Origin of the sequence: Shewanella decolorationis (genome assembly GCF_004354305.1) — a bacterium.
Classification (GTDB): Bacteria; Pseudomonadota; Gammaproteobacteria; order Enterobacterales; family Shewanellaceae; genus Shewanella; species Shewanella decolorationis.
This window is the reverse complement of sequence record NZ_CP037898.1, coordinates 286,135-309,828: the sequence shown is the minus strand read 5'-3', so window position 1 is coordinate 309,828 and position 23,694 is coordinate 286,135. Positions and strand designations below refer to the sequence as shown.

The following is a 23,694-nucleotide window of genomic DNA, read 5'->3' as shown; positions in this document are numbered from 1 at the left end:
TTGCGGTGGTTTTTTATTATCTGTGAGATCAACACTTAAGCGGTTTAGAGCCCGCCAATCGCATCTTTACACAGTTGAGTGATTCTAGCCCAATCGCCCTGCTCCATCGCATCGGTTGGGGCAATCCAGCTGCCGCCGATACAATCCACATTCTTCAGCGCTAAGTAATCTTTATAGCTGCTTGGCGTAATACCACCCGTTGGGCAGAAACGGATATCCGCTAATGGGCCTGAGAATGCTTTTAGCGCGTCCACACCGCCCGAGGCTTCCGCTGGGAAGAATTTAAAGTGAGTGTAACCGAGCGCCATACCCGTCATCACTTCGGAGATGCTAGCAACGCCAGGGATCAAAGGCACAGGGCCTTGCATACCGGCTTTAAGCAGTTCGACCGTTGCACCTGGGGTGATAATAAATTGCGCACCAGCGGCAATTGCTTGTTCGAGCTGGGCTTCATTTAAAATGGTGCCTGCACCGACAAGCGCTTCAGGCACTTCTTGGGCGATCTTAGTGATAGCTTCAAGGGCGCATGGAGTACGTAATGTCACTTCCAACACGCTGATCCCGCCAGCGACTAAGGCTTTAGCCAACGGCACCGCATGTTCAATCTTGTTAATGACCATAACAGGAACAATAGGGCTGCGTTTAAAAATATCTTGTGGTTGTAATGACCAGTTATTCTCAAGCATTGCGGTATTCTTCCTTTGTATTAATAAAGTTCGTCAATGGCGCTGGTACTGCGCGCACCGGTTTCTGGACTGCTTAAATTTGAACGCAGTGCCCCAAATAGCTCACGTCCCATACCATAGCGTGACTGGCGTAAGTCAATTTCAGCAGCGGTTCTTGTGGCAAGTTCGGCATCTGAAACTAATAAGCTGAGCTCACCCGTCAGCGCGTCGACACGAATAAGATCGCCATCTTGCACTTTAGCAATCAGCCCGCCATCGATAGCCTCTGGCGTTAAGTGAATCGCCGCAGGCACTTTGCCCGATGCACCCGACATACGACCGTCGGTCATCAGTGCCACTTTAAAGCCTTTATCCTGCAAAGAACCTAATAGCGGCGTTAACTTGTGCAGCTCTGGCATACCGTTGGCTTTCGGTCCTTGGCCTTTTACTACCACCACACAATCTCGGTCTAACGCGCCGGATTTAAATAGCGCATCGAGTTTGTTTTGATCGTCAATCACCACGGCAGGCGCTTCAACTACACGGTGTTTTTCTTGTACGGCTGAGACTTTAATCACAGCGCGACCCAAGTTGCCCTTAAGCAGTTTTAAGCCACCGTTGTTTTGGAAAGGCGTAGCCACAGAGGTTAATACTTCGGTATCTAGGCTGACGGTTGGACCATCGACCCAGCGCAGCTCGCCATCGAGTAATTTGGGCTCTTGGGTGTAACGACGTAGACCAAAACCTGCAACTGTGTTGACATCCTCGTGCAGTAAGCCAGCATCGAGTAATTCCTTGATAAGGAAAGCCATACCGCCTGCGGCGTGGAAGTGGTTAATGTCCGCATGACCGTTTGGATAAACACGGGCCAGCAAAGGAACCGCGTCAGATAGTTCAGAAAAATCATCCCAGTTCACGATAATGCCGGCCGCACGCGCCGCCGCCACAATGTGCATGGTCAAGTTAGTTGAGCCACCGGTTGCCAGCAGCGCCACTATGCCGTTTACCACGGATTTCTCGTTAACCACTTCACCGATTGGGCTGTATTGAGTGCCCAGCTCGGTTAAACGACACACCTGCTTGGCCGCCATTTTATTCAGCGCTTCGCGCAGTGGATCGTCAGGATTCACGAAGGATGAACCCGGTAATTGCAGCCCCATGACTTCGAGCATCAGCTGGTTTGAGTTAGCCGTACCGTAGAAGGTACAAGTGCCAGCGCTGTGGTAGGACTGCGCTTCGGCCTCAAGCAGCTGCGCTCTATCGACTTTGCCTTGGGCAAATTGCTGGCGGATGCGGGCTTTTTCCTTGTTAGGAATACCCGACTTCATTGGGCCAGCAGGCACAAACAGCATAGGTAAATGGCCAAAACTTAAGGCACCAATCAATAGCCCCGGCACGATTTTGTCGCAAATACCCAGTAGTAAGGCGCCATCGAACATGTTGTGGGATAAGCCCACCGCCGTCGCCATGGCAATCACTTCACGACTCAGTAAGCTCAATTCCATCCCGGGTTGACCTTGAGTCACACCGTCACACATCGCAGGTACACCACCGGCGACCTGTGCAACGCTGCCCACTTCCTGACAGGCTTTTTTCAGCAGTTCAGGATAGGTTTCATAGGGTTGGTGCGCAGACAACATATCGTTGAATGCGGTAATAATCCCGATGTTGGCTTTGGTCAGTTGACGCAATGCATTTTTGTCATCTGGACTACAAGCAGCAAAACCGTGGGCTAAGTTACCGCAGCTTAACGAGCTACGGTGTACGCCATGGTTACGAGCATCATTTAACGCGGCTAAATACGCTTCACGAGATGCTTTGCTACGGGCAATAATTCTGTCGGTAACAGATTGAACGACTGAGTGCATGAGAGTGACTCCTTAAGCGCTCCAGAACACGTCAACGGGCGTTTTACGCTGCGCTAACACGGCTCTGATGGGCATAGCATTAACATCATCATTTTCTAAGGCTTGACGATATACGGATAATTTCTGTTCCCCGACCAAATGCAGATAAATCTGTCTGCTATTGAGGATCGCATTCTTAGATAATGTGATCCGGCCGTGGGGCGCCGTGGTGGGATTGGTTGCCACACACAGGGCTTGAGTGCTCAAGGCATCATTTAGTTCGGCGCTGCAAGGGAACCATGAGCAAGTGTGACCATCATTGCCCATACCGAGCACCACCACATCGAAGGGACGCGGGAAATTAGACAGCGACTCGGCGGTCATATCGGCGCCCGCTTCAGCGGTGGAAAACATATTCTTCAATCCACGGAACTTGGCATTGGCCGCACGGTTTTGCAGTAAATGTTCACGCACTAAACGCTCGTTCGATGCACTGTCTTCCACATCTACCCAGCGCTCATCGGCGAGCGTGACATAAACATCACTCCAATCGATGGATTTCATGCTGAGGAGTTCAAACAGTTTCAGTGGTGTTGAGCCGCCGGAGACGACTAAGCTTGCCTTACCACGGGCATCCACGGCCTCTTGCAACTGGCTGGCGATCTTATTCGCCAACTGTTGCTCAAGTGCTGCGGGTGTATCAAAGGATTTAAATACGGTTTCTTTAATCATCGAAGCCCCCTATTCATCCCACGAACGGCCGTCTTTGGTGATCAGCGCGACCGACGCTACAGGTCCCCAAGTGCCCGCAGGATAAGGTTTCGGTTTCTCGTTGCTTTGTTCCCATGATTGGATGATGCCATCCACCCAAGTCCAAGCTTGTTCCACTTCGTCGCGACGAACGAACAGCGCTTGGTTACCGAGCATGGCTTCGAGCAACAGACGCTCGTAAGCATCGGCGATACGCTCGTTTTTAAAGGTATCCGAGAAACTCAAGTCGAGTTTGGTGGTTTGTAAACGTTGTTTCTGCTCTAGCCCCGGCACCTTGTTCATCATCTGGATCTCAACCCCTTCGTGTGGTTGCAGACGGATAGTTAACTTGTTAGGTGGCAAGTTACGGTAGCTTGAGCGATACAAGTTGTGTGGTGGGTTTTTAAAATACACCACAATTTCAGAGCTCTTGAACGGCATGCGTTTACCGCTACGCAGATAAAATGGCACGCCTGCCCAGCGCCAGTTGTCGATATCAACACGCAGCGCCACAAAGGTTTCGGTGTGGGACTGAAGGTTGGCGCCCTCTTCCTCTAAATAGCCTGGCACTGGACTGCCCTTGAGGAAGCCCGCACTGTACTGACCACGGACAGTGTTTTCATACACATTGTCGGCATTGATTGGGCGCAGCGACTTAAGAACCTTCACTTTTTCATCGCGAATACTGTCGGCATCTAAGTTAACAGGAGGATCCATCGCAACCAGTGTCAACACTTGCAGTAAGTGGTTTTGGATCATATCGCGCATCTGACCAGCTTTATCGAAGTAACCCCAACGGCCTTCGATACCCACTTCTTCAGCAACGGTGATCTGCACATGATCAATGGTCCGGTTATCCCACTTAGACGCGAATAACGAGTTAGCGAAACGCAGCGCAATCAGGTTTTGTACCGTCTCTTTACCTAAGTAGTGGTCGATACGATAAACTTGGTTTTCTTTGAAGTAGGCAGAAACTTGATCGTTAATCACGCGGGAAGATGCGAGATCGGAGCCAATGGGCTTTTCGAGTACCACGCGAGAATCGCTATGGATAAGATTTTGTTCGTGTAAACAGCGGCAGATATCGCCAAAAATCGCAGGGGGGGTGGCAAAGTAACTGACCATGACGCGCTCTTCTGGTTTGAGCAATTCATGGAAGGCGCTGTAGCCTGCTGATTCAGTAAAATTCGTGCCGACATAATGGCAGCGGGACAAGAAGCGTTGGAGTGTTTCTTCGCAGAGGGGTTCTTTAACGAAGGTTTTTAGCGCAAGGATGACGAGTTCTCTAAATTCATCCTGACTGAACTCATCTTTAGCAACCCCAATCACTTTGGTGTTTTTATCCAGAAGTTCAGCTTTATCTAGCTGGTATAAAGAAGGTAACAACTTGCGTCGTGCCAAGTCGCCTTTAGTACCAAAGAGTACGAAGTCACAAGCTTTGGCGCCTGATGTTGTTTTGCCCATTGCGTTACGCTCTCCTTTGTATGTCGTGTCCCTTCATGCTAATGAAGAAGTCCACACTTTTGTTGTAATATAACAACAGAATTTGTTAAATGCATCTATTTTTATCAATATTAACAATCTTGCTAACTAGGCACCTAGGGCATAAATCTGATATGCTTTTTGTGCTTAAATTACTGATGATAGTAAATTCTTATTTCAAAAATGTACTTAAAACTTACTTAAGCAATGTCGATTAGTGAGATCCTGAAACAGATCAACAGCACTAAACAAAAATAAATAAAATTACATTCTCAATTTAGCGGACGTACGCGTATGAATACCCTAGAAAAGGTTCAAAAAAGCCTCACCCATTTTAGTAAGTCAGAACGCAAGGTTGCAGAGGTGATCTTAGCCTCTCCGCAAACGGCTATTCACTCCAGCATCGCCACTTTAGCTAAGATGGCAGATGTCAGTGAACCTACTGTGAACCGTTTCTGTCGCCGCTTAGATACTAAAGGCTTTCCTGATTTTAAGTTACATCTGGCACAAAGTCTCGCTAACGGTACACCTTATGTGAGCCGCCACGTCGAAGAAGATGACTCTCCTGAGTCTTACACGACAAAAATTTTCGAATCTTCAATGGCTTCCTTAGATACCGCGCGTCAAAGCTTAGACGTCACTGCCATCAATAAAGCAGTGGATATTCTGACCCAAGCCAAAACTATCTCCTTCTTTGGTTTAGGCGCGTCGGCCTCTGTTGCCCATGACGCCCAGAATAAATTTTTCCGTTTTAATGTGCCTGTCATCTGTTTTGACGATGTTCTGATGCAACGCATGAGCTGCATTAACAGCAATGAAGGCGACGTTGTGGTGCTGATTTCCCATACTGGTCGCACTAAGTCATTGATTGAAATAGCGCGTTTAGCGAGAGAAAACGGTGCGGCAGTGATTGGTATTACGGCTCGTAACTCACCGTTATCCATGGAATGTACACTGCCCGTGACGATGGAAGTGCCAGAAGATACCGATATGTATTTGCCCATGGCCTCGCGTTTAGCGCAATTGGTGACTATAGATGTATTGGCGACTGGTTTTACCCTACGCCGCGGCCCGCGTTTCCGTGACAATTTAAAACGTGTGAAAGAAGTGTTGAAAGAGTCTCGTATCAATAAAGATCCGATACTGTAATTCACTTCCTATCTTAAAAAAGGCTAGTGCAAATCGTCCGTCTAGCCTTTTTTAAAGCAAATTTCAGCGATACCTCACAAATTTGAAACATAACTTTAGATCAATTTGATTGTAACTTTACTACATAATTTGGAATTGCATGCTAATATAGTCCCAAGATTTTTTTAACTTTAACGGAGTATCTTATGTTCCGCAGAACCAAAATCGTCACCACTCTGGGCCCCGCCACTGACCGTGACGATAACTTACGCCGTATTATCGCGGCAGGTGCAAACGTTGTTCGTCTAAACTTCTCCCACGGCTCCCCCGAAGATCATCTCAAACGCGCGACTCAAGCTCGCGAAATTGCAAAAGAATTAGGTGTCCATGTTGCTATTTTAGGTGACTTACAAGGTCCTAAGATCCGTGTATCTACCTTTAAAGACAACAAGAAAGTCCAACTGAAATTAGGCCAAGCTTATATTCTGGACGCTGAACTCCCCAAAGGCGAAGGCGACGAGAATCAAGTCGGTATCGACTACAAGCAATTGCCAGACGATGTGAATGTTGGCGATATCCTGATGCTCGACGACGGCCGTGTGCAACTACGTGTTGAACGCGTTGAAGGTCGTAAAGTGCACACGACTGTTACCGTTGCTGGCCCTCTATCAAACAATAAAGGGATCAACAAACAAGGTGGTGGCCTATCGGCTGCGGCACTGACTGAAAAAGACAAGGCAGACATTCTGACTGCGGCCATGATCCAAGTGGATTACTTAGCCGTGTCTTTCCCACGTAGCGGCGCCGATCTGGAATACGCGCGTTCTTTAGCGCAACAAGCTGGCAGCAATGCACTGATCGTAGCAAAAGTAGAACGTGCCGAAGCCGTTGTTAGCGAAGAAGCGATGGATGATGTGATTTTAGCCTCTGACGTCGTTATGGTTGCCCGTGGTGATTTGGGGGTTGAGATTGGTGATGCGGCACTGGTTGCAGTGCAGAAAAAGCTTATCGCTCGCTCTCGTCAACTGAATAAAATCGTGATCACTGCGACTCAAATGATGGAGTCAATGATTTCGAGCCCAATGCCAACGCGTGCGGAAGTTATGGACGTAGCCAACGCCGTACTCGATGGTACTGACGCTGTGATGCTGTCTGCCGAAACTGCAGCAGGTGACTTCCCAGAAGAAACCGTGAAGGCAATGGCGAACGTGTGTATCGGTGCCGAATCTCACCCAAGCGTGAAAGTGTCTAAGCACAGATTAGATGCACGTTTCACTTCAGTTGAAGAAACGATTGCACTATCGACTATGTATGCTGCTAACCACTTAGAAGGCGTTAAAGCGATTATTGCCTTAACGGAGTCTGGCGCAACACCTAAACTAATGTCACGTATCAGTTCATCTTTACCTATCCTAGGTTTATCACGCCATGAGACAACTCTGGCGAAGATGGCACTGTACCGTGGTGTGTTACCGATTTACTTCGATTCAACCATTTATCCTGCCGATGAGTTAGCGCAAAAAGCGCTGGAATCATTAACAACTGCGGGTTACCTACAAAGCGGCGACTTGGTATTAATGACCAAGGGCGATGCGATGGAAACTATCGGCGGCACTAACACTTGTAAAGTGTTGATCGTGGCTTAATCTTTGTTGATTGGCATTAGCTAGACGTAAAGGCTAAGAGTCATCAAGCTTAAAAACAAAAACCACCTCAATTGAGGTGGTTTTTTTATCTCTTGTCACGGCTAGAAACGATCGCAGTAGTACTAGCCAAGCAGATTATAAGGCTTCAAAATCATTCACATTGATGGCCGCTAAGCGCAGCTTATCGGCATGTAACAGCTTTTGATGCTCATCTTCAGTAACAGTGCCCTGCTCCAACGCTTTAGCAAATAACACCAAGTTAGGCACTTTGGCTGGTAACTCACCGGCGCGTTGTGCTTTCTTGAGCTTCTTGTAAATCTCTTTACAGGCATATTGCGCCACAAAGGCCTGTTCAACCTCCGCAATACCACCCACGTCGCCTTCAAACTCAGGGCATAGGAAAGTAATGCGTTCACGGGCAGGACTTGGTTTTAGCATGCCAGAGACCAATTCGGTGGCCATTTTATCGCTCGGAGCGTTGAAATGGTTGCCGATTGGGAAAATCAGCGCACGTAGCAGCCATGCAAATGGACGGTTCGGGAAGTTACGGATCACTTCTTCAAGCGCTTTAGCCGCTAAATGTAGGCGATTTGCCATTACATAGCGCACCGCGGGTAAATCGTCCTGTTGACGGCCATTGTCTTCAAACAGTTTTAAGGTGGCAGAGCCTAAGTACAGCTGGCTTAACACATCACCCATGCGTGCCGACAACATTTCCTTACGCTTCAAATCGCCGCCCATGATCAGCATCGAAATATCCGTCATTAAGGCTAATGCCGATGAAAGGCGCGTCATATCTTTATAGTACTGCTTAGTTTCGCCGCTCACTGGCGCACTACCGAAACGGCTGGCAGTTAAAGCATTGAATAAGGCACTGAATGCGTTGCGAGTGGCATAACCCATATGGCCCATTAACAGCGAGTCGAAACGCTCAAGCGCATCGTGCTCGTTTTCCATCGCCGCGGCTTCCATTTCGGCCAACACATAAGGATGGCAGCGGGTCGCACCTTGACCAAAGATCATCAAGGAACGAGTCAAAATGTTCGCCCCTTCAACGGTGATCGAAATAGGATTCGACATATAAGGGTGACCTAAGTAGTTTTTAGGCCCTAATTGGATGCCCTTACCCGACTGAATATCCATCGCATCGTTCATCACCGCGCGGCCCAGTTCAGTCATGTGGAATTTGGCAATCGCCGTCACGACTGAAGGTTTAACTTTAAGATCGATACCCGTCGTAGTTAAACGGCGCGCCGCTTCCAATTGATAGGTATTAGCGATAATGCGCGCCAGCGCTTCCTGCACACCTTCAAAATTACCAATCGCCATCCCAAATTGGTGACGCACATAGCTGTAAGCCGTGGTGGTTTTGGTCGCCATATGGCCAGAAGCGGTAGCCAATGCAGGCAGAGAAATACCGCGACCCGCCGATAAACATTCAACCAGCATGCGCCAGCCTCTGCCCGCAAACTCAGGACCACCGATGAGCCAATCCAGCGGAATAAAGACTTCTTCGCCCTTAGTGGTTCCGTTCATAAACGCCATGTTCAGCGGATTATGACGACGGCCAATCACCACACCAGGGTGATCCGTTGGGATCAAGGCGCAGGTAATGCCTAAATTCTTTTTATCGCCAAGCAGACCATCAGGGTCACGCATCTGGAAGGCTAAACCTAATACGGTTGCGACAGGAGCAAGCGTGATGTAACGCTTGTCCCAGGTTAATTTAAGGCCTAAAACTTCTTCGCCGTTAAACTCACCACGGCAAACAATACCCACATCGGGGATAGCGCCCGCATCACTGCCCGCTTCTGGGCCCGTTAATGCAAAGCATGGGATCTCATCACCCTTAGCTAATGCAGGTAACCAGCGCTCCTTTTGCTCTTTAGTGCCATAGTGAGTCAAAAGCTCACCAGGGCCTAATGAGTTTGGCACCATCACAGTAACCGCAGCACTCACACTGCGGCTGGCTAATTTACTCACAATCGTTGAGTTGGCGTAGGCAGAAAACGCACGACCACCAAACTTTTTCGGGATGATCAGCGCAAAGAAGCCTTCTTTCTTAAAGTAGTCCCACAGCTCTGGTGGCAAATCCTTACGGTTATGCACGATGTCGAAATCATCGATCATCTTCAGGGCGGTCATCACCTGATTATCGATAAAGTCTTTCTCTTCAGCCGTAAGAGTGGGTTTACCGTAGCTGTGCAGGGTATTCCAGTTAGGATTACCGCGGAATAGCTCGCCTTCCCACCACACATCGCCCGCTTCCATCGCTTCGCGCTCGGTATCGGATAATGGCGGTAATACTTTTTTAAAGAAGTGAAAAACTGGCTGGGTGATAAATTGCATCCGAAGGCTTTTTACTGCAAATAGCGCAATAATCGCAATCACGGCAATAATTATAATCGTCAACATAATCAAGACCTTTTATTAAGAAGCCACGGGGACTGATACGCCCGCAGCCATGTAGGGGATCACTTTACGGATCACGGCTTCGATGTCGTTATGCTCACCAAATTCGGCCGCGGCAATATCATTGAGCGCATCGGCTGACGCCATAGTGAAAACAATCGTGCCTAGGGTAAAGTGTAAGCGCCAAAACATTTCAGCAGGAGGAATATGCGGCGCACTGGCCGAAACAGCTTTCACAAAGGTGTCTAAATGCTGCCCATAATGGGTGGTGATAAACCAACGCAGGTGCCCTTGGCTTTCAATGTAACCGCGACCCAGCAATTGCAGGAAAATTGTCGTGCCTTCGGTGCGCAGCTCGTTCAAATCCAATAATGGATCGACTAATGCAGAAAGAATTTCCTCTAACGAAGCCTGTGTTGGCGCAGTATGTAAACGCTTTATGGCCGTCGATGCGGCGGGCATAAATACGTCTAAATAACGGGCTAACACGGCGCGGATTAACTCTTTTTTAGAGCCAAAGTGATAATTCACCGAGGCTAAGTTAACCTCCGCCTTGCTGGTGATAAGTCGCAATGACGTCTCAGAAAACCCCCTTTCGGCAAAAAGCTTCTCTGCGGCATCAAGTATTCTCGTTTTTGTATCGGATCGACTTGCCATTCCGTGACCTTGAATTAATTTAAAACACTCGTTTAAATTAAACATTGGTATGGGAGTTGTCAAACGAAAAATGGCCAAATACGCTGCGCCTTGCTGACATGGATTAACAGTCAACTCACATCCGTTGCAAAAAACATGAAAAGTCATCAAGTCCTGTGCAAAAAACACTGTGCTTAGGTAGAATGCTTAACACAAAAACAACAAAGGACTGCAATACATGGCTATTCTGTTGAATCGTCCCACCACGCTCGCACTCACCATAGCGCTTACCTTAGGCTTAACCGCCTGTAATGATGCCCAAAGTCAGGCCGAAACTACTGCAGCGGCACCTGCTGCAACTAATGCCGCGCCCGATAAAGCTCAGGCCATCGCCTTTATTCAAGATGCTGAAGCGAAGATGGCACAGCTTTCCATCGAAGCGAATCGCGCCGAATGGATTTACAGTAACTTCATCACCGAAGATACCGCAGCGCTCTCGGCCGCAGTGGGTGAAAAAGTCAGTGCCGCGTCGGTCAAATTCGCCACCGAAGCCGCCAAATACGCCAATGTGGAACTCGATCCGGCCAATGCGCGCAAACTGAATATTCTGCGCAGCGCACTCGTGTTACCTGCACCGCTTGATCCCGCAAAAAATGCTGAGCTCGCGCAAATCAGCTCCGAGCTCAATGGACTCTACGGTAAAGGCAAATACTGTTTCGCCGATGGCAAGTGTATGACCCAGCCAGAGCTGTCGAGCCTAATGGCGGAATCGCGAGACCCAGCCAAGCTGCTTGAGGCGTGGAAAGGCTGGCGTGAAATTGCAAAACCGATGCGCCCGCTATTTCAACGTGAAGTCGAACTCGCCAACGAAGGTGCAAAAGACTTAGGTTACGCTAACCTCTCGGAGTTATGGCGCAGCCAATACGATATGAAACCCGATGAATTTTCACAGGAACTAGACCGTTTATGGGGACAAGTTAAACCTCTCTATGAATCCCTACATTGTTATGTTCGCGGCGAGCTGAATAACGAATACGGTGACGCCATCGCGCCAAAAACAGGCCCGATCCCCGCACACTTACTGGGAAATATGTGGGCGCAGCAATGGGGTAATGTGTACGATCTCGTCGCCCCAGACGATGCCGATCCTGGCTACGATGTGACAGAATTGCTCGCGCAGAAAGGCTATGATGAGCAGAAGATGGTGAAACAAGCCGAAAGCTTTTTCACCTCTTTGGGCTTTGCGCCGCTGCCAGACAGTTTCTGGAGCCGCTCTTTATTCTTGCAACCTAAGGATCGTGATGTCGTTTGTCATGCCTCGGCGTGGGATTTGGACAACCTCGATGATATTCGCATCAAGATGTGTATCCAAAAAACCGCTGAAGACTTTACCGTTATTCACCACGAGCTTGGACACAACTTCTATCAACGTGCCTATAAACAGCAGCCTTTCCTGTTTAAAAACAGTGCCAATGATGGTTTCCATGAAGCCATTGGTGACACCATCGCGCTTTCAATAACCCCAAGCTACCTTAAACAGATTGGTTTGCTCGAAGACGTGCCCGATGCTTCCAAGGATATTGGCCTATTGCTGAAACAAGCTCTGGATAAAATCGCCTTCCTGCCCTTTGGCTTAATGATTGACCAGTGGCGTTGGAAAGTCTTTAGCGGTGAAATTACTCCAGCACAATATAACCAAGCCTGGTGGGCGTTAAGGGAGAAATACCAAGGCGTTAAGGCTCCGACTGACCGCACTGAAGCCGATTTTGACCCAGGTGCCAAGTACCATGTGCCAGGTAACGTGCCTTATACTCGCTACTTCCTCGCGCATATTCTGCAATTCCAGTTCCATAAGGCGCTGTGTGAAACGGCTGGAGACAAGGGCGCAGTGCATCGATGCAGTATTTACGGCAATCAAGCGGCAGGAGAAAAACTCAATAAAATGTTAGCGCTTGGTGCAAGCCAACCTTGGCCCGTTGCATTAAAAGAAGTCACAGGAACGGAAATGATGGATGCGAGCGCCGTACTCGATTATTTTGCGCCACTTAAAATCTGGCTTGATGAGCAGAACAAAGCTGCGAATCGTCAATGTGGCTGGTAATTAAGCCTCAAGTGCAAGTCATATCTGCGCCTTAAACTAAACCGATAAAAATGCCCAACGATGTTGGGCATTTTCTTTTTAAGCTTCGGCATTAATAACGAACGCGAGTAACTATCAGAAAAATCAATGCGCTCACAAACCTATTAACGCCAACCCATTCCCTTACGATTTGCCTCTTTATTCTCAATCTTAAGCTGTTCGGATTTAGTTAGCATCACATACAAGGCGCCCGTACCGCCCTGCTCGGTTTTCGCTGAATGATAGGCCAGTACCATATCAAGTTGAGATAACCAATGGCAGACGGCAGATTTTAGCAGTCCGGCCACGGGTTTACTGTTATGGCCCTTGCCATGGATAAGCATGACACAGCGTTCGCCATGGGCCTGCGCCGCTAGCAAATAATTGAGCAACGCCTCACGGGCCTGACTCAAACGGTAGGCATGTACATCTAGCTCCATCTTAATGCTGTATTGCCCAAGCCTTAGGCGCTTAAATACCGCCCCCTGCACCCCTTCGCGCTTAAAACTAGCAATATCATCGGGCGCGATAATCGGGATTAAGCTTAAATCCAAAGGCATACAGGCCAAATAGGCTTCACGTTGCAGCGCTTCACGGCGCTGAATTTGCTCATCGGTTAGTGCCTTAGGTTGCAAATTCACCGCCTTCACATCACCCTTTAGTGGCACTACTCCCGCCATTTCTTCAAAAAACAGTGCCGATTCATCATCCAGCATGGCAAGCTCCTCCACCCTTAACGCTCAGTGTGCACTTTTAGAACAGAAACACACTTTGTAAACATTCAACCCTTTAGTTCAGCGGGCACCTCCATTATAGTGGCGCCATGAATGCTTGATTAGAATAATGTAATGAGATTTTTGCTGCTAGCCCTGATATGCCTATTGTCGCTTCCAAGCTTTGCTACTCCCACAAAAGTCAAAACTGCCACGACAATCGATCAGCTGATCAATGCCAATTATCCGCTGTTCACTAAGGCATTTACCGAACTGTCTCCCGAAGTCACCGCAGAAATCTATGCGAAAGATGCAAGCTATCTCTCTGAAAGTCAAAGTAAAGAAATCTATTATGGCCGCGAGAGCATTGTTGCTATTTACCAGCGTTTTTTCGATAAAATCCGCGATAAGAAGGCCCGAATCGATATCGATTTTCGGGTACTTAATCGTAAGCTGTCGGGCAAAAGTGCGTTCGACACTGGCTATTATCTAGTACGTTTTTACCCCGCAGAAGAGACTGGCGAACCTGTGAGTGAATTTGCAGGCAAGTTTGTAATTGGCACCCAAAAAGACTCTCAGCAGCGCTGGAACGTTACACTGGATATGAACAACCGTGCCGAACCAAGCTTCTATTTGAATGCCAAACCTGTGCCCAATCTTTACTATGGCCGTCAGTTCCCGCCGTTGCCTGACAGTCAAAAGAAAAAGCAATAATAGTTTACATTTTAAAGTATTATAAATATGACACTCGATAAAAACTGCCCTTGCGGCAGCCAAAAATCCTACCAAGACTGCTGCCAAGCACTGCATCTAGGTCTCGATTCCGGCGCACAACTGGCGAGTAGTGCTGAGCAATTAATGCGCTCTCGCTACTGCGCCTTTATGTTGAAAAATTTTGATTATATTATCAAAACGCACCATGCAGATTACCTCGATGGCTTAACCCTTGAACAGCTCCAACAAGGTCCCCATCCCCAATGGTTAGGGCTTGATGTGTTATCCGCCGATGAAACCATTCACCCCGATGGCAGCAAGCGCGGTACTGTAACCTTTAAGGCGTGGTATAAAATGAGTGGCGCGATTGATGCCATTTACGAGCGCTCGGAGTTTATCTTCGAGCAAGGTTGTTGGTTTTACACTAAAGGCCATCAAATGCATGCCAAACTACCGGGACGCAATGATCCCTGCGTCTGCCACAGCGGTAAAAAGTTTAAGCAGTGCTGCATGAAGGATTAACCAAGTACCAACAGATAAAACAAAAGGCAATCGATTGATTGCCTTTTGTTTTTAAATCGCCAACACCGCTAATCTGAATGGTTAATGCGTCACAAGACTAGGTTCTTTCGCGGCCAATAAGAATTGTGCAAACTCTGGCTCTCGCAGTGCGGGACTGTATAAATATCCCTGCGCCTGATGACAAAAACTCTTGGCCAAAAATGCTTCCTGCTCAGCGGTTTCAACCCCTTCTGCAGTCAAGGAAATATTGAGCGCGCTTGCCATTGCAATAATGGCCGAGACGATTTCTTGGCTTTCGCGGCTAATGGTGAGATCGGAGATAAAGGAGCGATCAATTTTTAACTTACTGATCGGGAACTGTTTAAGATAACGCATCGAACTGTAGCCCGTGCCAAAGTCATCGATGGCCAGCCCCACACCCAGTTCGGCCAATTCTTGACATAAGAGCGTGGCATGGCGAATGTCGCCCATTAATTCCGTCTCGGTGATTTCAAGGATCAGGGTTTTGGGCTTTAAACGATAACGCGTCAGCAGTTGCCAGACTTGCTCATATAGGTTCCCGCTAAAAAACTGCCGTGCAGAAACGTTAACATGCATGCTCAAATCGGCATTATGGTGCTGCCAAATATTGAGTTGTCGACACGCTGCCTCAAGCACCCAACTGCCAATGGCGTTGATCATCCCAGATTGCTCGGCAATATCGATAAAGGCGCCGGGATACAGCACACCTTTTTTCGGATGATGCCAACGGATCAAAGCTTCAGCACCGATATAAGTCCGCTGCTCCAGATCCCGTAAGGGCTGATAATAAAGTTCAAATTGGCGACCGCGAATGGCGCTATGCAAATCACGCTCTATTTGTGCATCTTCCTTAAAGGCACTGAGCAAAGTGCTATTAAACACTTGAATGGCCGTGCCCTTTTTCTTCTTCGCATATTGCACCGCGATATCGGCGCAGGTTAGCGGCGCGAACAGATTCGCCACTGAGGCGATATCGACAACCGCCAGTGCGGGTTTAGGTTCAATTTGTTCGCGACCAATTAAAATCGGCATGGCTAAATGTTGGTATAGACGGGTACTAAAATAATCGAGATCGTAAACCGCATTATCATCGGTGAGTAACACGGCGAACTCATCACTACCGACACGGGCGATTTCTGTCGCTTTATTGATTTCAGAGAAATGTTTTAAGCGCCGACCAATTTCGATCAGCAAGCTGTCGCCATTTTCGTGACCATAGGTATCGTTAAATCGTTTAAAGGCGACTAAATCGACGAGCAGCAACAACCCCTTGGTGGTTTTCTCTAAAACCCGATTAAAGTGACTGCGATTATTCAGCCCAGTGAGACTACAACGCCAAGCTAAACGCTCAAGCTCCGCCTTATAGTTGTGTTCATCCGTACTTTCTTCACCTGACACTAAGGCATAATGATTGCCGCGATCGGTGATAAACTGACTGACCACATACTTAAGCCAATATCGACTTCCATCAGCACGATTGAATTGCACTTCGCCTTTGGCCTGCTCGCCTCTGAAAATCTGCGCGAGCGTTTGTTCTGCTAATTCATTGTGCTGCTTAAAAAAAGCTAAATCTCGTAAATTAGAACCTATGCTCTTGTCACGCATAATACCCGTGATGTCCTCATGGGCTTGGTTTACATACTCTACTTTTTCAGTATGTAGATTGATGAGCATGCTCATCTGGCGTGACTGCTCAGTTGCACAGCGAAATAAGCTTAGGCGCTCTTCTTTATCATAGGTATGTTTGGTAGCTAGCGTTAAGGCCAGCTGATCGGCCATTTGGCAAGCAAGATGAATTTCGCTGTCATGCCAATGGTGAGTGACTTGCGCGCGTTCAATGCAGAGCACGCCTTCAAGGTGACCATTAATCCGGATCCCAACATCTAGGCTAGATAAAATTTGCCTAGGGATAAAGTAGCTATCGACTAACTCAGTCAAGCGCGGGTCAATTAAGGTGTTGCCCGCATCAATATGACGATGATTTTTGAGTTCGGTTAAATAGCGTGGGATAAGCTTTAATGAATGCGGACGATGAGTATCTTGCAGCGCCATGGCCCCAAATTGGGCGACGAGGGACTGGCTCGATTGGTCGGCGGAAAAAATCCAAACCGACACCAGCGAAACAGCTAAATTCTGGCAGAGTAACTCAGTGGCTAATTCTGCCGTTTTAGTAAAGTCCCCCTGCTGCTTAGCCGAAGAATGGACTAAAGATTCTAATAAATGCTGATGCTGACGTCGCTTCACTCTGATCCCTACAAAACTTCGTGTTGGGTAAAACGGTACTGCTGCGACTAACACGCCAAAAATAGGCAAGTTAATGGAGCCGATTTATCATTATTTTTGCTGACGCAGATTACACATCTACATGTAAAACAGCAACATCGGCCACACTTTATTACAAATTAACTCTGATTTGTATCACAGAGATCGTGCTATAGCCCATTTTCTAATTGGAAAATCATCTTCTCAACACTGACATCAAAAACCAGTGTTAACGTTGCACCCGCATTATTTGGCACAATATTCCCTTGAGTTTGGCTAAAACGTGCTTGAGCCCGTTCCAGCATATTGGTCGCATCAACCTCAGCTTGCGCCCCGGTAAAGGTCAACTCGAGAGCAGTATCTTGTTCATCAATTACCGCTCCTATATCCACAAAACTGCCACAATCGGTGCAAGTATCGTTCACGGTTGCCGCTTGTCCTGCAATGATACCTTTCATCTGTTTTTCCTCTTTAATGGCTATATAGCTTTATTTAAGGGTGATACATAACCTGCATCAATAACACTTTATTATAGGTAACTGTGGTAATAGAGACTCAGCTTTAGCTCACGCTTATTATTGTGTATCGACACTAGTGGCGGTAATTTAGACAAGAAAATATGTATAAAAACAGACTTAAGCACTCGCAAGGAGTGGCACAAGATTACGTTGAATGGCCAGTTGATCGGCAAAATGCATTACATCCACTTTAGGGGATGGCAACTGCCCACGTTGGCGCAGACGTGTGGTGAGATCGCAGTTGCTCAAGGCTTCAGCCATGGCAATAGGCTCGCCACCACGGATCACTAACGCTTCAGGGCGCAATGCCTGTTGCAACTGAAACGCCCTCGCCCCTTGCTCTGCAAAAACGGCACTGTTGTCGATAACATTCTTATCCGTCGATAAATCTGCCAAAAGTGCTTGCTTCGGCGGTAACTCAAACTGACGTTGAAATTTTTCTGCATTATCGAGCTCTTTTTGCCATTGAAACTGCGCCATGTCCCTCGCATCTGCAGACAATAGCGATAACAACAGGGCGAACTCTCCTCGCCTGTTGTGTTCTATTGCCGCATTTAAGCGGGAGCCAATTTGGGCTTCGTTGATTAAAGGAACATCGATTTGCATAAAAAAACATCATTAAAACAACTCGTTGTTAGTTAATCGACCAGTTGAACCAGAACTTTAGGAAAATTTTCATATTTAGACTTTACATGCCAAACGTTTCTGACTACTATGGCGGCCGCAATTGAGGAGGGGTTCCCGAGTGGCCAAAGGGATCAGACTGTAAATCTGACGGCTCCGCCTTCGAAGGTTCGAATCCTTCTCCCTCCACCATTTGCACTAACAATTAACGATGCTATAAAAGATACTCGTGGAGGGGTTCCCGAGTGGCCAAAGGGATCAGACTGTAAATCTGACGGCTCCGCCTTCGAAGGTTCGAATCCTTCTCCCTCCACCACTTTTATCTTGTATGGTTCGAAAATCGTTGGTCTGCTGTAAACTTGCTTTACCCTTAAATCCGGCCAAGATTTAAGATAACTTTTAAATCAGACTCGATGAGTCGGACTTAAAAGTTGAAGAAAATATGTGGAGGGGTTCCCGAGTGGCCAAAGGGATCAGACTGTAAATCTGACGGCTCCGCCTTCGAAGGTTCGAATCCTTCTCCCTCCACCACTTCTTTCTTATCTCACGCTTTATCTCTCATTATTCCCCAAGTTTGCTTACTAGCACTCCCGCTTATTCAAACTTATTCTATCGCTTAACCCTATTACCTTTAATCCATGGATTTTGCTGATAAAAAACGCCCCATTCGGAGCGTTAAAACTATTTCTGAGCATTAAAGACCAATGCTGCTGAGCTAAGTGGCCATTAATCAATATTTAGGTATTTGTGGGTCTGAATCGATAAACGCCAATTACGGGCAATACACACCTTCATCGCTAATTCTGTCGCCCTTGGTTTTTGGCTGATGGGTTGCAGACAAATCGTTTTCGCTGACACATCAATCCCTTTGAGTAACTCATCGAGTTCATCGATATGATTTTCGGTTGCTATCGGGTGCTTTATCTCGTTGGCGCGGCTCAAGGCCTGCGCTAACACCTTATAACCACCCTTCATATTGATCTTTGGCGAGACAGTCACCCAGGTATCAGCATCGCACTTCACCTCAAAGGTGCCACTGGTCTCGATTTGAGTGGCAAAGCCAGCAGCATGGAGCGTGTGGGTTAATTCATGCAGATCGTACATGCAAGGCTCGCCACCAGTGATCACCACATGGCGCGCCGTATATCCCTTAGCGTTGAACGCCTCGATAAGACTCTGCGCTGTATGATTAGCCCAGCGTCCTACGGAACCATCGACGGTGATCACTTGTTCGGGTAACACCTTGTTTTCCTCAAGCAGGTCCCAAGTCTGTTTGGTATCACACCAAGCACATCCCACAGGGCAACCCTGTAAACGTACAAAAATGGCTGGCACTCCGGTAAAGACACCTTCACCTTGAATGGTTTCAAAGACTTCGTTGACTGGGTAATTCATGCTAGCGTTCCGTTTTTCTGGGGCGGCATTTATAGAGGATTTTAGCTGCAGCTGCAAGTTTTTACCGCCTCAGACAGAGTGATGCCAAGAGCGATATGCCCGTCGCCACACGCCAGCAAAGAGTTTGCAAGCCCTAGCGCCTGAGTTACACTTACGCCCTATTTTATGTGTCAATTTAAGTGGATCCTATGTCAGCAGCGTCAGTTTCAAAGGTGGTAGTGGTTTTCAGTGGCGGACAAGACTCAACGACTTGTCTTATTCAAGCCTTAACTCAGTTTGATGAAGTCCACGGGATCACCTTCGATTATGGTCAACGTCACCGTGAAGAAATTGAAGTTGCCAAATCCCTCGCCAAGCGCTTAAAGATCACTAGCCATAAAGTGATGGATGTAAGCTTACTCAATGAGTTAGCCATTTCAGCCCTCACCCGCGATGCGATCCCCGTGTCCCACGAATTAATGGAAAATGGCTTACCCAATACCTTTGTGCCGGGCCGCAATATCCTGTTTTTAACTTTGGCGGGGATCTACGCCTATCAATTAGGGGCCGAGGCGATAATTACCGGCGTGTGTGAAACCGATTTTTCGGGTTATCCCGATTGTCGCCACGACTTTGTCCGCGCAATGGAATCGGCACTGGTGCAAGGCATGGATAAAAAGCTTGAGATCATCACGCCGTTAATGTGGCTCAACAAGGCCCAAACTTGGGCGCTGGCCGATAAATACCAGCAACTCGATTTAGTTCGCCACCATACCCTGACCTGTTATAACGGCATTGTCGGCGATGGTTGTGGTGACTGCCCAGCCTGCCATCTTCGCAAACGGGGCTTAGAGGATTACCTGCAAAATAAAGCAGAGGTGATGGCCTCGCTCGACAAGGCAACTGAAACGGGTAAACCGCAGGCGTGAGACTGTTGACGTTAAAAAAACTCGGCCCCTATTGGCTGGCGCTTATCGTCAGCCTGCTCTGCGCGCTCTTATATATTGCGGGGCTTTTTACCCCGAGCATAGATAACCTGCTGGCCTATCGCCGCAGCGCCATCAGTGACGGTCAGTGGTGGCGCCTGCTCACAGGCAATCTGCTGCATACCAATCATTGGCACCTGCTGATGAACCTCGCGGGATTATGGGTAGTGTTGTTTTTGCATCACTTTCATTACCGGCTCAAGGGCTTAACCTTGCTGTTTATCCTGCTTTGTCTGTTTGAAGGCATTGGTCTGTATCTGGGTTATCCGCAGCTATTAGGTTATGTGGGGCTAAGCGGCATGTTACACGGCCTATTCACCTTTGGTGCAGTGCAAGATATTCGCCGTCATCTGCGCTCGGGTTATTTGCTGCTGCTCGGCGTGATAGTTAAAGTCGGCCATGAACAGTTTTATGGTGCCAGTGATGATGTGACCGCCATGATTGGTGCACGCGTCGCCACCGAGGCGCATTTAGTCGGCCTGATCTGTGGCTTAATCTGCGCACTTATGGTGTTTGTGTACCAACGAAGAACTAGGGCGTGTTGACGTTTCAGGGTTATTTTTGCAGCAGTTTGGCTGGCTTTTATGCAAGGCAAAGTCCGTGCTGTGTAGTTATTCTACATAAACGGACGATAACGCGGCAGAAATGCCAGCCAAATGCTGCCCGAAGGGTTCGTCTGGCAAGCCCTTGCTCTGACTTTCTGTCATAAGAGCCACTCGTCATTTGAGTAGAATAACTACACATCATTCCTCGTTTTGCGAGCATGTGCTTGCCAGAACGAACAAAATCTAATCTCGAAACGTCAACACGCCCTAGATTAGCCAAGGAAACGCAGCGCTAATATCTTCGACTTTAGTGGATCCATACAATAAAAAGCCGCCTCATATTGTTATGTTGGCGGCTTTTTATTAGGTAGTGAAGCTTGGTATCTGCTTGATTAATATCGCAGTCCTGCATCTAACTCAGCTAAGACACAGATTGGGTTAAACCGTTATTAGCAACTCCCGTAAACGTTTCACCTCATCACGCAGGGCCGCCGCCTGTTCAAATTCCAAGTTACGCGCATGCTCATGCATTTGCTTCTCGAGCTTGTCGATATCATGGCTTAACTGCGCCGCATCGGCTTGATAACGTTTCGCTTTAGGTTCAGCCACTTTCCCCAGTGACGATTGGCTATAACCCTTTTCAGTGTCTCTACCATCGTCCACATCCATCACATCGGTAATGCGCTTGACCACGCCCTTTGGCACTATGCCATGCTCAAGGTTGTAGGCGTGTTGTTTCTCGCGGCGACGCTCGGTTTCACCCATCGCCTTGGCCATCGACTGGGTGATCCTATCCGCATAGAGGATAACCTTGCCATTGACGTTACGCGCGGCGCGGCCAATGGTCTGAATCAGCGAGCGCTCCGAACGTAAAAAGCCTTCCTTATCCGCATCGAGAATACAGACCAAGGAAACCTCGGGCATATCTAAACCTTCACGCAACAAGTTGATGCCGACCAGCACATCAAACTTACCGAGGCGCAGATCGCGGATGATCTCCACCCGCTCTACGGTATCGATGTCCGAGTGCAAATAACGCACTTTTACGCCGTGTTCGTCGAGGTATTCGGTCAAATCCTCCGACATGCGTTTGGTTAAGGTGGTGACAAGCACCCGCTCGTTGACGGCAACGCGCTTGGCCACCTCGGAGAGTAAATCGTCCACTTGAATGCTGACCGGACGCACTTCCAACTCGGGATCGAGCAAGCCAGTTGGCCGCACCACTTGCTCAACAATCTCGCCGCCACTCTTATCCAGCTCATAAGGGTTTGGTGTTGCCGACACATAAATGGTCTGCGGCATCAATTGCTCAAACTCTTCAAACTTCAATGGCCGGTTATCGAGCGCCGAAGGTAAACGGAAGCCATATTCCACAAGCGTGGTTTTACGGGAACGGTCACCCTTATACATGGCACCAATTTGCGGCACAGTGACGTGGGACTCGTCGATAATCAACAAACCATCGGCGGGTAAATAATCGAGCAAGGTCGGCGGTCCTTCACCCGGTGCACGACCCGACAAGTAGCGAGAGTAGTTTTCAATACCGGAACAATAGCCCAGCTCGACCATCATCTCGATATCATATTGCACCCGCTCATGGATCCGCTGCGCTTCAATCAACTTATTGTTGTCGAGCAAATATTGCTTACGCTCGCGCAGCTCTTCCTTAATTAATTCGGTCGCTTCGAGGATTTTTTCCCGCGGCGTCACATAGTGGGTTTTCGGATATACAGTAGTGCGCGCAATGCGTTTAACAATTTGCCCCGTTAACGGGTCAAACTCGCTTAAACGTTCAATTTCATCGTCAAATAGCTCTACCCGAATACCGTAGCGATCCGAGTCAGCAGGAAAAATATCGATGACTTCACCACGGACTCGGAAGGTACCACGCTGCAACTCGAGATCGTTGCGGGTATATTGCAGCTCACTCAGGCGCTTAAGAATATCCCGCTGCCCCATGGTATCGCCTTGGCGTAGGTGCAACAGCATCTTCATGTAGGAATCGGGATCGCCGAGGCCGTAAATTGCCGATACAGAGGCGATTAACACAACATCCTTGCGCTCCAGCAGTGCTTTCGTGGCCGAGAGGCGCATTTGCTCGATATGGGCGTTCACCGACGCATCCTTTTCAATAAAGGTGTTCGATGCGGGTACGTAGGCTTCTGGCTGGTAATAGTCGTAATAGGAGACAAAGTATTCCACCGCATTATTGGGGAAAAACTCTTTCATCTCGCCATAAAGCTGCGCCGCCAGCGTCTTATTTGGCGCCATAATAATCGTCGGGCGCCCAAGCTGGGCGATCACATTGGCGATGGTGAATGTCTTACCCGAGCCTGTTACCCCCAAAAGGGTTTGGCAAGCTAGGCCAGATTCGAGACCATCGACTAACTTGGCGATGGCCGTTGGCTGATCCCCTGCGGGGGCGAATTGGGATTCAAGCTGAAAAACAGATTCTGACACGCGAACATATCCTTGTGGTTAGTCGACTCATTCTAATCAAGTCGCCTATTAAGCTCCAGCAGTTATCCCTTTTCAATTACAAGCACTCGCTTGCAATACCCAAGAAGCGTGACATTTTAATGGATAAAAAATGAAATTTTTTGACTACGGTGTTTTCGCACGCAAATTGGCGATAAAACGCCCTAAAATTCAGGAGAAATGCCAAATTAATACACAAGAGTTGACTTTCACTTGCTTACAAAATTGCAACCTAACCCGAGTCTAAAAAAG

General features: G+C 48.1%; 19 protein-coding genes and 3 tRNA genes. 10 read left to right on the top strand and 12 right to left on the bottom strand.

The window, feature by feature from the left end:
- Window positions 1-44 precede the first annotated feature (44 nt).
- From EYR25_RS01365 to zwf, 4 genes are read right to left on the bottom strand one after another with little or no spacing between them, the layout of a single operon-like run.
- Window positions 45-686 (bottom strand): bifunctional 4-hydroxy-2-oxoglutarate aldolase/2-dehydro-3-deoxy-phosphogluconate aldolase, encoded by a 642-nt coding sequence (locus EYR25_RS01365; protein ID WP_133178254.1) that lies wholly within the window; start codon window positions 684-686, stop codon window positions 45-47.
- A 20-nt stretch (window positions 687-706) separates the two neighbouring features.
- A complete protein-coding gene (edd, locus tag EYR25_RS01360; protein WP_133178253.1) occupies window positions 707-2,533 on the bottom strand; it encodes a phosphogluconate dehydratase in 1,827 nt (608 codons plus the stop codon).
- A 12-nt stretch (window positions 2,534-2,545) separates the two neighbouring features.
- Window positions 2,546-3,244 (bottom strand): 6-phosphogluconolactonase, encoded by a 699-nt coding sequence (gene pgl / locus EYR25_RS01355; RefSeq protein WP_011622808.1) that lies wholly within the window; start codon window positions 3,242-3,244, stop codon window positions 2,546-2,548.
- A 9-nt stretch (window positions 3,245-3,253) separates the two neighbouring features.
- On the bottom strand, window positions 3,254-4,726 hold the full coding sequence (gene zwf, locus EYR25_RS01350; RefSeq protein WP_023267216.1) for a glucose-6-phosphate dehydrogenase: 1,473 nt from the start codon (window positions 4,724-4,726) through the stop codon (window positions 3,254-3,256).
- 312 nt (window positions 4,727-5,038) lie between these two features.
- Here zwf and EYR25_RS01345 point away from each other — a divergent pair, with 312 nt between their 5' ends.
- Together EYR25_RS01345 and pyk are read left to right on the top strand one after the other, a co-directional pair.
- Window positions 5,039-5,893 carry a MurR/RpiR family transcriptional regulator gene (locus EYR25_RS01345; protein ID WP_011622810.1) on the top strand — a complete coding sequence of 285 codons (855 nt, stop codon included), beginning with the start codon at window positions 5,039-5,041 and terminating at the stop codon, window positions 5,891-5,893.
- Between the two features lie 185 nt (window positions 5,894-6,078).
- Window positions 6,079-7,518, top strand: coding sequence for a pyruvate kinase (pyk, locus tag EYR25_RS01340; RefSeq protein ID WP_133178252.1), 1,440 nt, complete (start codon window positions 6,079-6,081; stop codon window positions 7,516-7,518).
- A gap of 135 nt (window positions 7,519-7,653) precedes the next feature.
- Here pyk and EYR25_RS01335 read toward each other — a convergent pair whose 3' ends face one another.
- Together EYR25_RS01335 and psrA are read right to left on the bottom strand one after the other, a co-directional pair.
- On the bottom strand, window positions 7,654-9,933 hold the full coding sequence (locus EYR25_RS01335) for an acyl-CoA dehydrogenase (RefSeq protein ID WP_133178251.1): 2,280 nt from the start codon (window positions 9,931-9,933) through the stop codon (window positions 7,654-7,656).
- A gap of 15 nt (window positions 9,934-9,948) precedes the next feature.
- On the bottom strand, window positions 9,949-10,587 hold the full coding sequence (gene psrA / locus EYR25_RS01330) for a TetR family transcriptional repressor PsrA (protein ID WP_039978175.1): 639 nt from the start codon (window positions 10,585-10,587) through the stop codon (window positions 9,949-9,951).
- Between the two features lie 217 nt (window positions 10,588-10,804).
- On the opposite strand from psrA, the gene EYR25_RS01325 reads away from it, so the two are divergent.
- Window positions 10,805-12,667, top strand: coding sequence for a M2 family metallopeptidase (locus EYR25_RS01325; RefSeq protein WP_133178250.1), 1,863 nt, complete (start codon window positions 10,805-10,807; stop codon window positions 12,665-12,667).
- A 143-nt stretch (window positions 12,668-12,810) separates the two neighbouring features.
- Here the strand turns inward: EYR25_RS01325 and smrA are convergent, their stop codons facing one another.
- Window positions 12,811-13,401, bottom strand: coding sequence for a DNA endonuclease SmrA (gene smrA / locus EYR25_RS01320; protein ID WP_133178249.1), 591 nt, complete (start codon window positions 13,399-13,401; stop codon window positions 12,811-12,813).
- Window positions 13,402-13,533: 132 nt separating this feature from the next.
- On the opposite strand from smrA, the gene EYR25_RS01315 reads away from it, so the two are divergent.
- Both EYR25_RS01315 and EYR25_RS01310 read left to right on the top strand, forming a co-directional pair.
- Complete coding sequence (locus EYR25_RS01315; RefSeq protein WP_133178248.1) at window positions 13,534-14,112, top strand: DUF4440 domain-containing protein; 579 nt, start codon at window positions 13,534-13,536, stop codon at window positions 14,110-14,112.
- A 27-nt stretch (window positions 14,113-14,139) separates the two neighbouring features.
- Entirely contained in the window at window positions 14,140-14,634 is a 495-nt protein-coding gene (locus EYR25_RS01310; protein WP_133178247.1) for a YchJ family protein, read from the top strand.
- 81 nt (window positions 14,635-14,715) lie between these two features.
- Here EYR25_RS01310 and EYR25_RS01305 read toward each other — a convergent pair whose 3' ends face one another.
- From EYR25_RS01305 to EYR25_RS01295, 3 genes are all read right to left on the bottom strand, one after another.
- A complete protein-coding gene (locus EYR25_RS01305; protein ID WP_039978178.1) occupies window positions 14,716-16,899 on the bottom strand; it encodes a sensor domain-containing phosphodiesterase in 2,184 nt (727 codons plus the stop codon).
- Between the two features lie 188 nt (window positions 16,900-17,087).
- Window positions 17,088-17,375, bottom strand: a complete 288-nt coding sequence (locus tag EYR25_RS01300) for a DUF406 family protein (RefSeq protein ID WP_023267225.1) — start codon at window positions 17,373-17,375, stop codon at window positions 17,088-17,090.
- A 177-nt stretch (window positions 17,376-17,552) separates the two neighbouring features.
- Window positions 17,553-18,041, bottom strand: a complete 489-nt coding sequence (locus tag EYR25_RS01295; RefSeq protein WP_023267226.1) for a VC2046/SO_2500 family protein — start codon at window positions 18,039-18,041, stop codon at window positions 17,553-17,555.
- Between the two features lie 125 nt (window positions 18,042-18,166).
- Here EYR25_RS01295 and EYR25_RS01290 point away from each other — a divergent pair.
- From EYR25_RS01290 to EYR25_RS01280, 3 genes are all read left to right on the top strand, one after another.
- Window positions 18,167-18,251: transfer RNA gene (locus tag EYR25_RS01290), tRNA-Tyr, on the top strand.
- A gap of 39 nt (window positions 18,252-18,290) precedes the next feature.
- A tRNA-Tyr gene (locus tag EYR25_RS01285) sits at window positions 18,291-18,375 on the top strand.
- A 130-nt stretch (window positions 18,376-18,505) separates the two neighbouring features.
- A tRNA-Tyr gene (locus tag EYR25_RS01280) sits at window positions 18,506-18,590 on the top strand.
- Window positions 18,591-18,785: 195 nt separating this feature from the next.
- On the opposite strand, the gene queE is transcribed toward EYR25_RS01280, so the two are convergent.
- Window positions 18,786-19,454 (bottom strand): 7-carboxy-7-deazaguanine synthase QueE, encoded by a 669-nt coding sequence (gene queE, locus EYR25_RS01275; protein ID WP_133178246.1) that lies wholly within the window; start codon window positions 19,452-19,454, stop codon window positions 18,786-18,788.
- Window positions 19,455-19,642: 188 nt separating this feature from the next.
- On the opposite strand from queE, the gene queC reads away from it, so the two are divergent.
- Together queC and rrtA are read left to right on the top strand one after the other, a co-directional pair.
- Entirely contained in the window at window positions 19,643-20,362 is a 720-nt protein-coding gene (gene queC, locus EYR25_RS01270; RefSeq protein WP_023267229.1) for a 7-cyano-7-deazaguanine synthase QueC, read from the top strand.
- On the top strand, window positions 20,359-20,964 hold the full coding sequence (gene rrtA, locus EYR25_RS01265) for a rhombosortase (RefSeq protein ID WP_133178245.1): 606 nt from the start codon (window positions 20,359-20,361) through the stop codon (window positions 20,962-20,964). The genes queC and rrtA overlap by 4 nt, the downstream gene beginning before the upstream one ends.
- 438 nt (window positions 20,965-21,402) lie before the next feature.
- On the opposite strand, the gene uvrB is transcribed toward rrtA, so the two are convergent.
- Window positions 21,403-23,424, bottom strand: a complete 2,022-nt coding sequence (gene uvrB, locus EYR25_RS01255) for an excinuclease ABC subunit UvrB (RefSeq protein WP_133178244.1) — start codon at window positions 23,422-23,424, stop codon at window positions 21,403-21,405.
- Between the last annotated feature and the right edge of the window lie 270 nt (window positions 23,425-23,694).

Excerpts from the sequence above, each read along its gene's own strand:
- smrA (WP_133178249.1), bottom strand. The coding sequence starts at position 13,401 with ATGCTGGATGATGAATCGGCACTGTTTTTTGAAGAAATGGCGGGAGTA.
- EYR25_RS01335 (WP_133178251.1), bottom strand. The coding sequence starts at position 9,933 with ATGTTGACGATTATAATTATTGCCGTGATTGCGATTATTGCGCTATTT.
- edd (WP_133178253.1), bottom strand. The coding sequence starts at position 2,533 with ATGCACTCAGTCGTTCAATCTGTTACCGACAGAATTATTGCCCGTAGC.
- EYR25_RS01345 (WP_011622810.1), top strand. The coding sequence starts at position 5,039 with ATGAATACCCTAGAAAAGGTTCAAAAAAGCCTCACCCATTTTAGTAAG.
- EYR25_RS01325 (WP_133178250.1), top strand. The coding sequence starts at position 10,805 with ATGGCTATTCTGTTGAATCGTCCCACCACGCTCGCACTCACCATAGCG.
- EYR25_RS01365 (WP_133178254.1), bottom strand. The coding sequence starts at position 686 with ATGCTTGAGAATAACTGGTCATTACAACCACAAGATATTTTTAAACGC.
- queC (WP_023267229.1), top strand. The coding sequence starts at position 19,643 with ATGTCAGCAGCGTCAGTTTCAAAGGTGGTAGTGGTTTTCAGTGGCGGA.
- queE (WP_133178246.1), bottom strand. The coding sequence starts at position 19,454 with ATGAATTACCCAGTCAACGAAGTCTTTGAAACCATTCAAGGTGAAGGT.
- EYR25_RS01310 (WP_133178247.1), top strand. The coding sequence starts at position 14,140 with ATGACACTCGATAAAAACTGCCCTTGCGGCAGCCAAAAATCCTACCAA.
- pyk (WP_133178252.1), top strand. The coding sequence starts at position 6,079 with ATGTTCCGCAGAACCAAAATCGTCACCACTCTGGGCCCCGCCACTGAC.
- zwf (WP_023267216.1), bottom strand. The coding sequence starts at position 4,726 with ATGGGCAAAACAACATCAGGCGCCAAAGCTTGTGACTTCGTACTCTTT.
- EYR25_RS01300 (WP_023267225.1), bottom strand. The coding sequence starts at position 17,375 with ATGAAAGGTATCATTGCAGGACAAGCGGCAACCGTGAACGATACTTGC.
- psrA (WP_039978175.1), bottom strand. The coding sequence starts at position 10,587 with ATGGCAAGTCGATCCGATACAAAAACGAGAATACTTGATGCCGCAGAG.
- EYR25_RS01295 (WP_023267226.1), bottom strand. The coding sequence starts at position 18,041 with ATGCAAATCGATGTTCCTTTAATCAACGAAGCCCAAATTGGCTCCCGC.
- pgl (WP_011622808.1), bottom strand. The coding sequence starts at position 3,244 with ATGATTAAAGAAACCGTATTTAAATCCTTTGATACACCCGCAGCACTT.
- EYR25_RS01315 (WP_133178248.1), top strand. The coding sequence starts at position 13,534 with ATGAGATTTTTGCTGCTAGCCCTGATATGCCTATTGTCGCTTCCAAGC.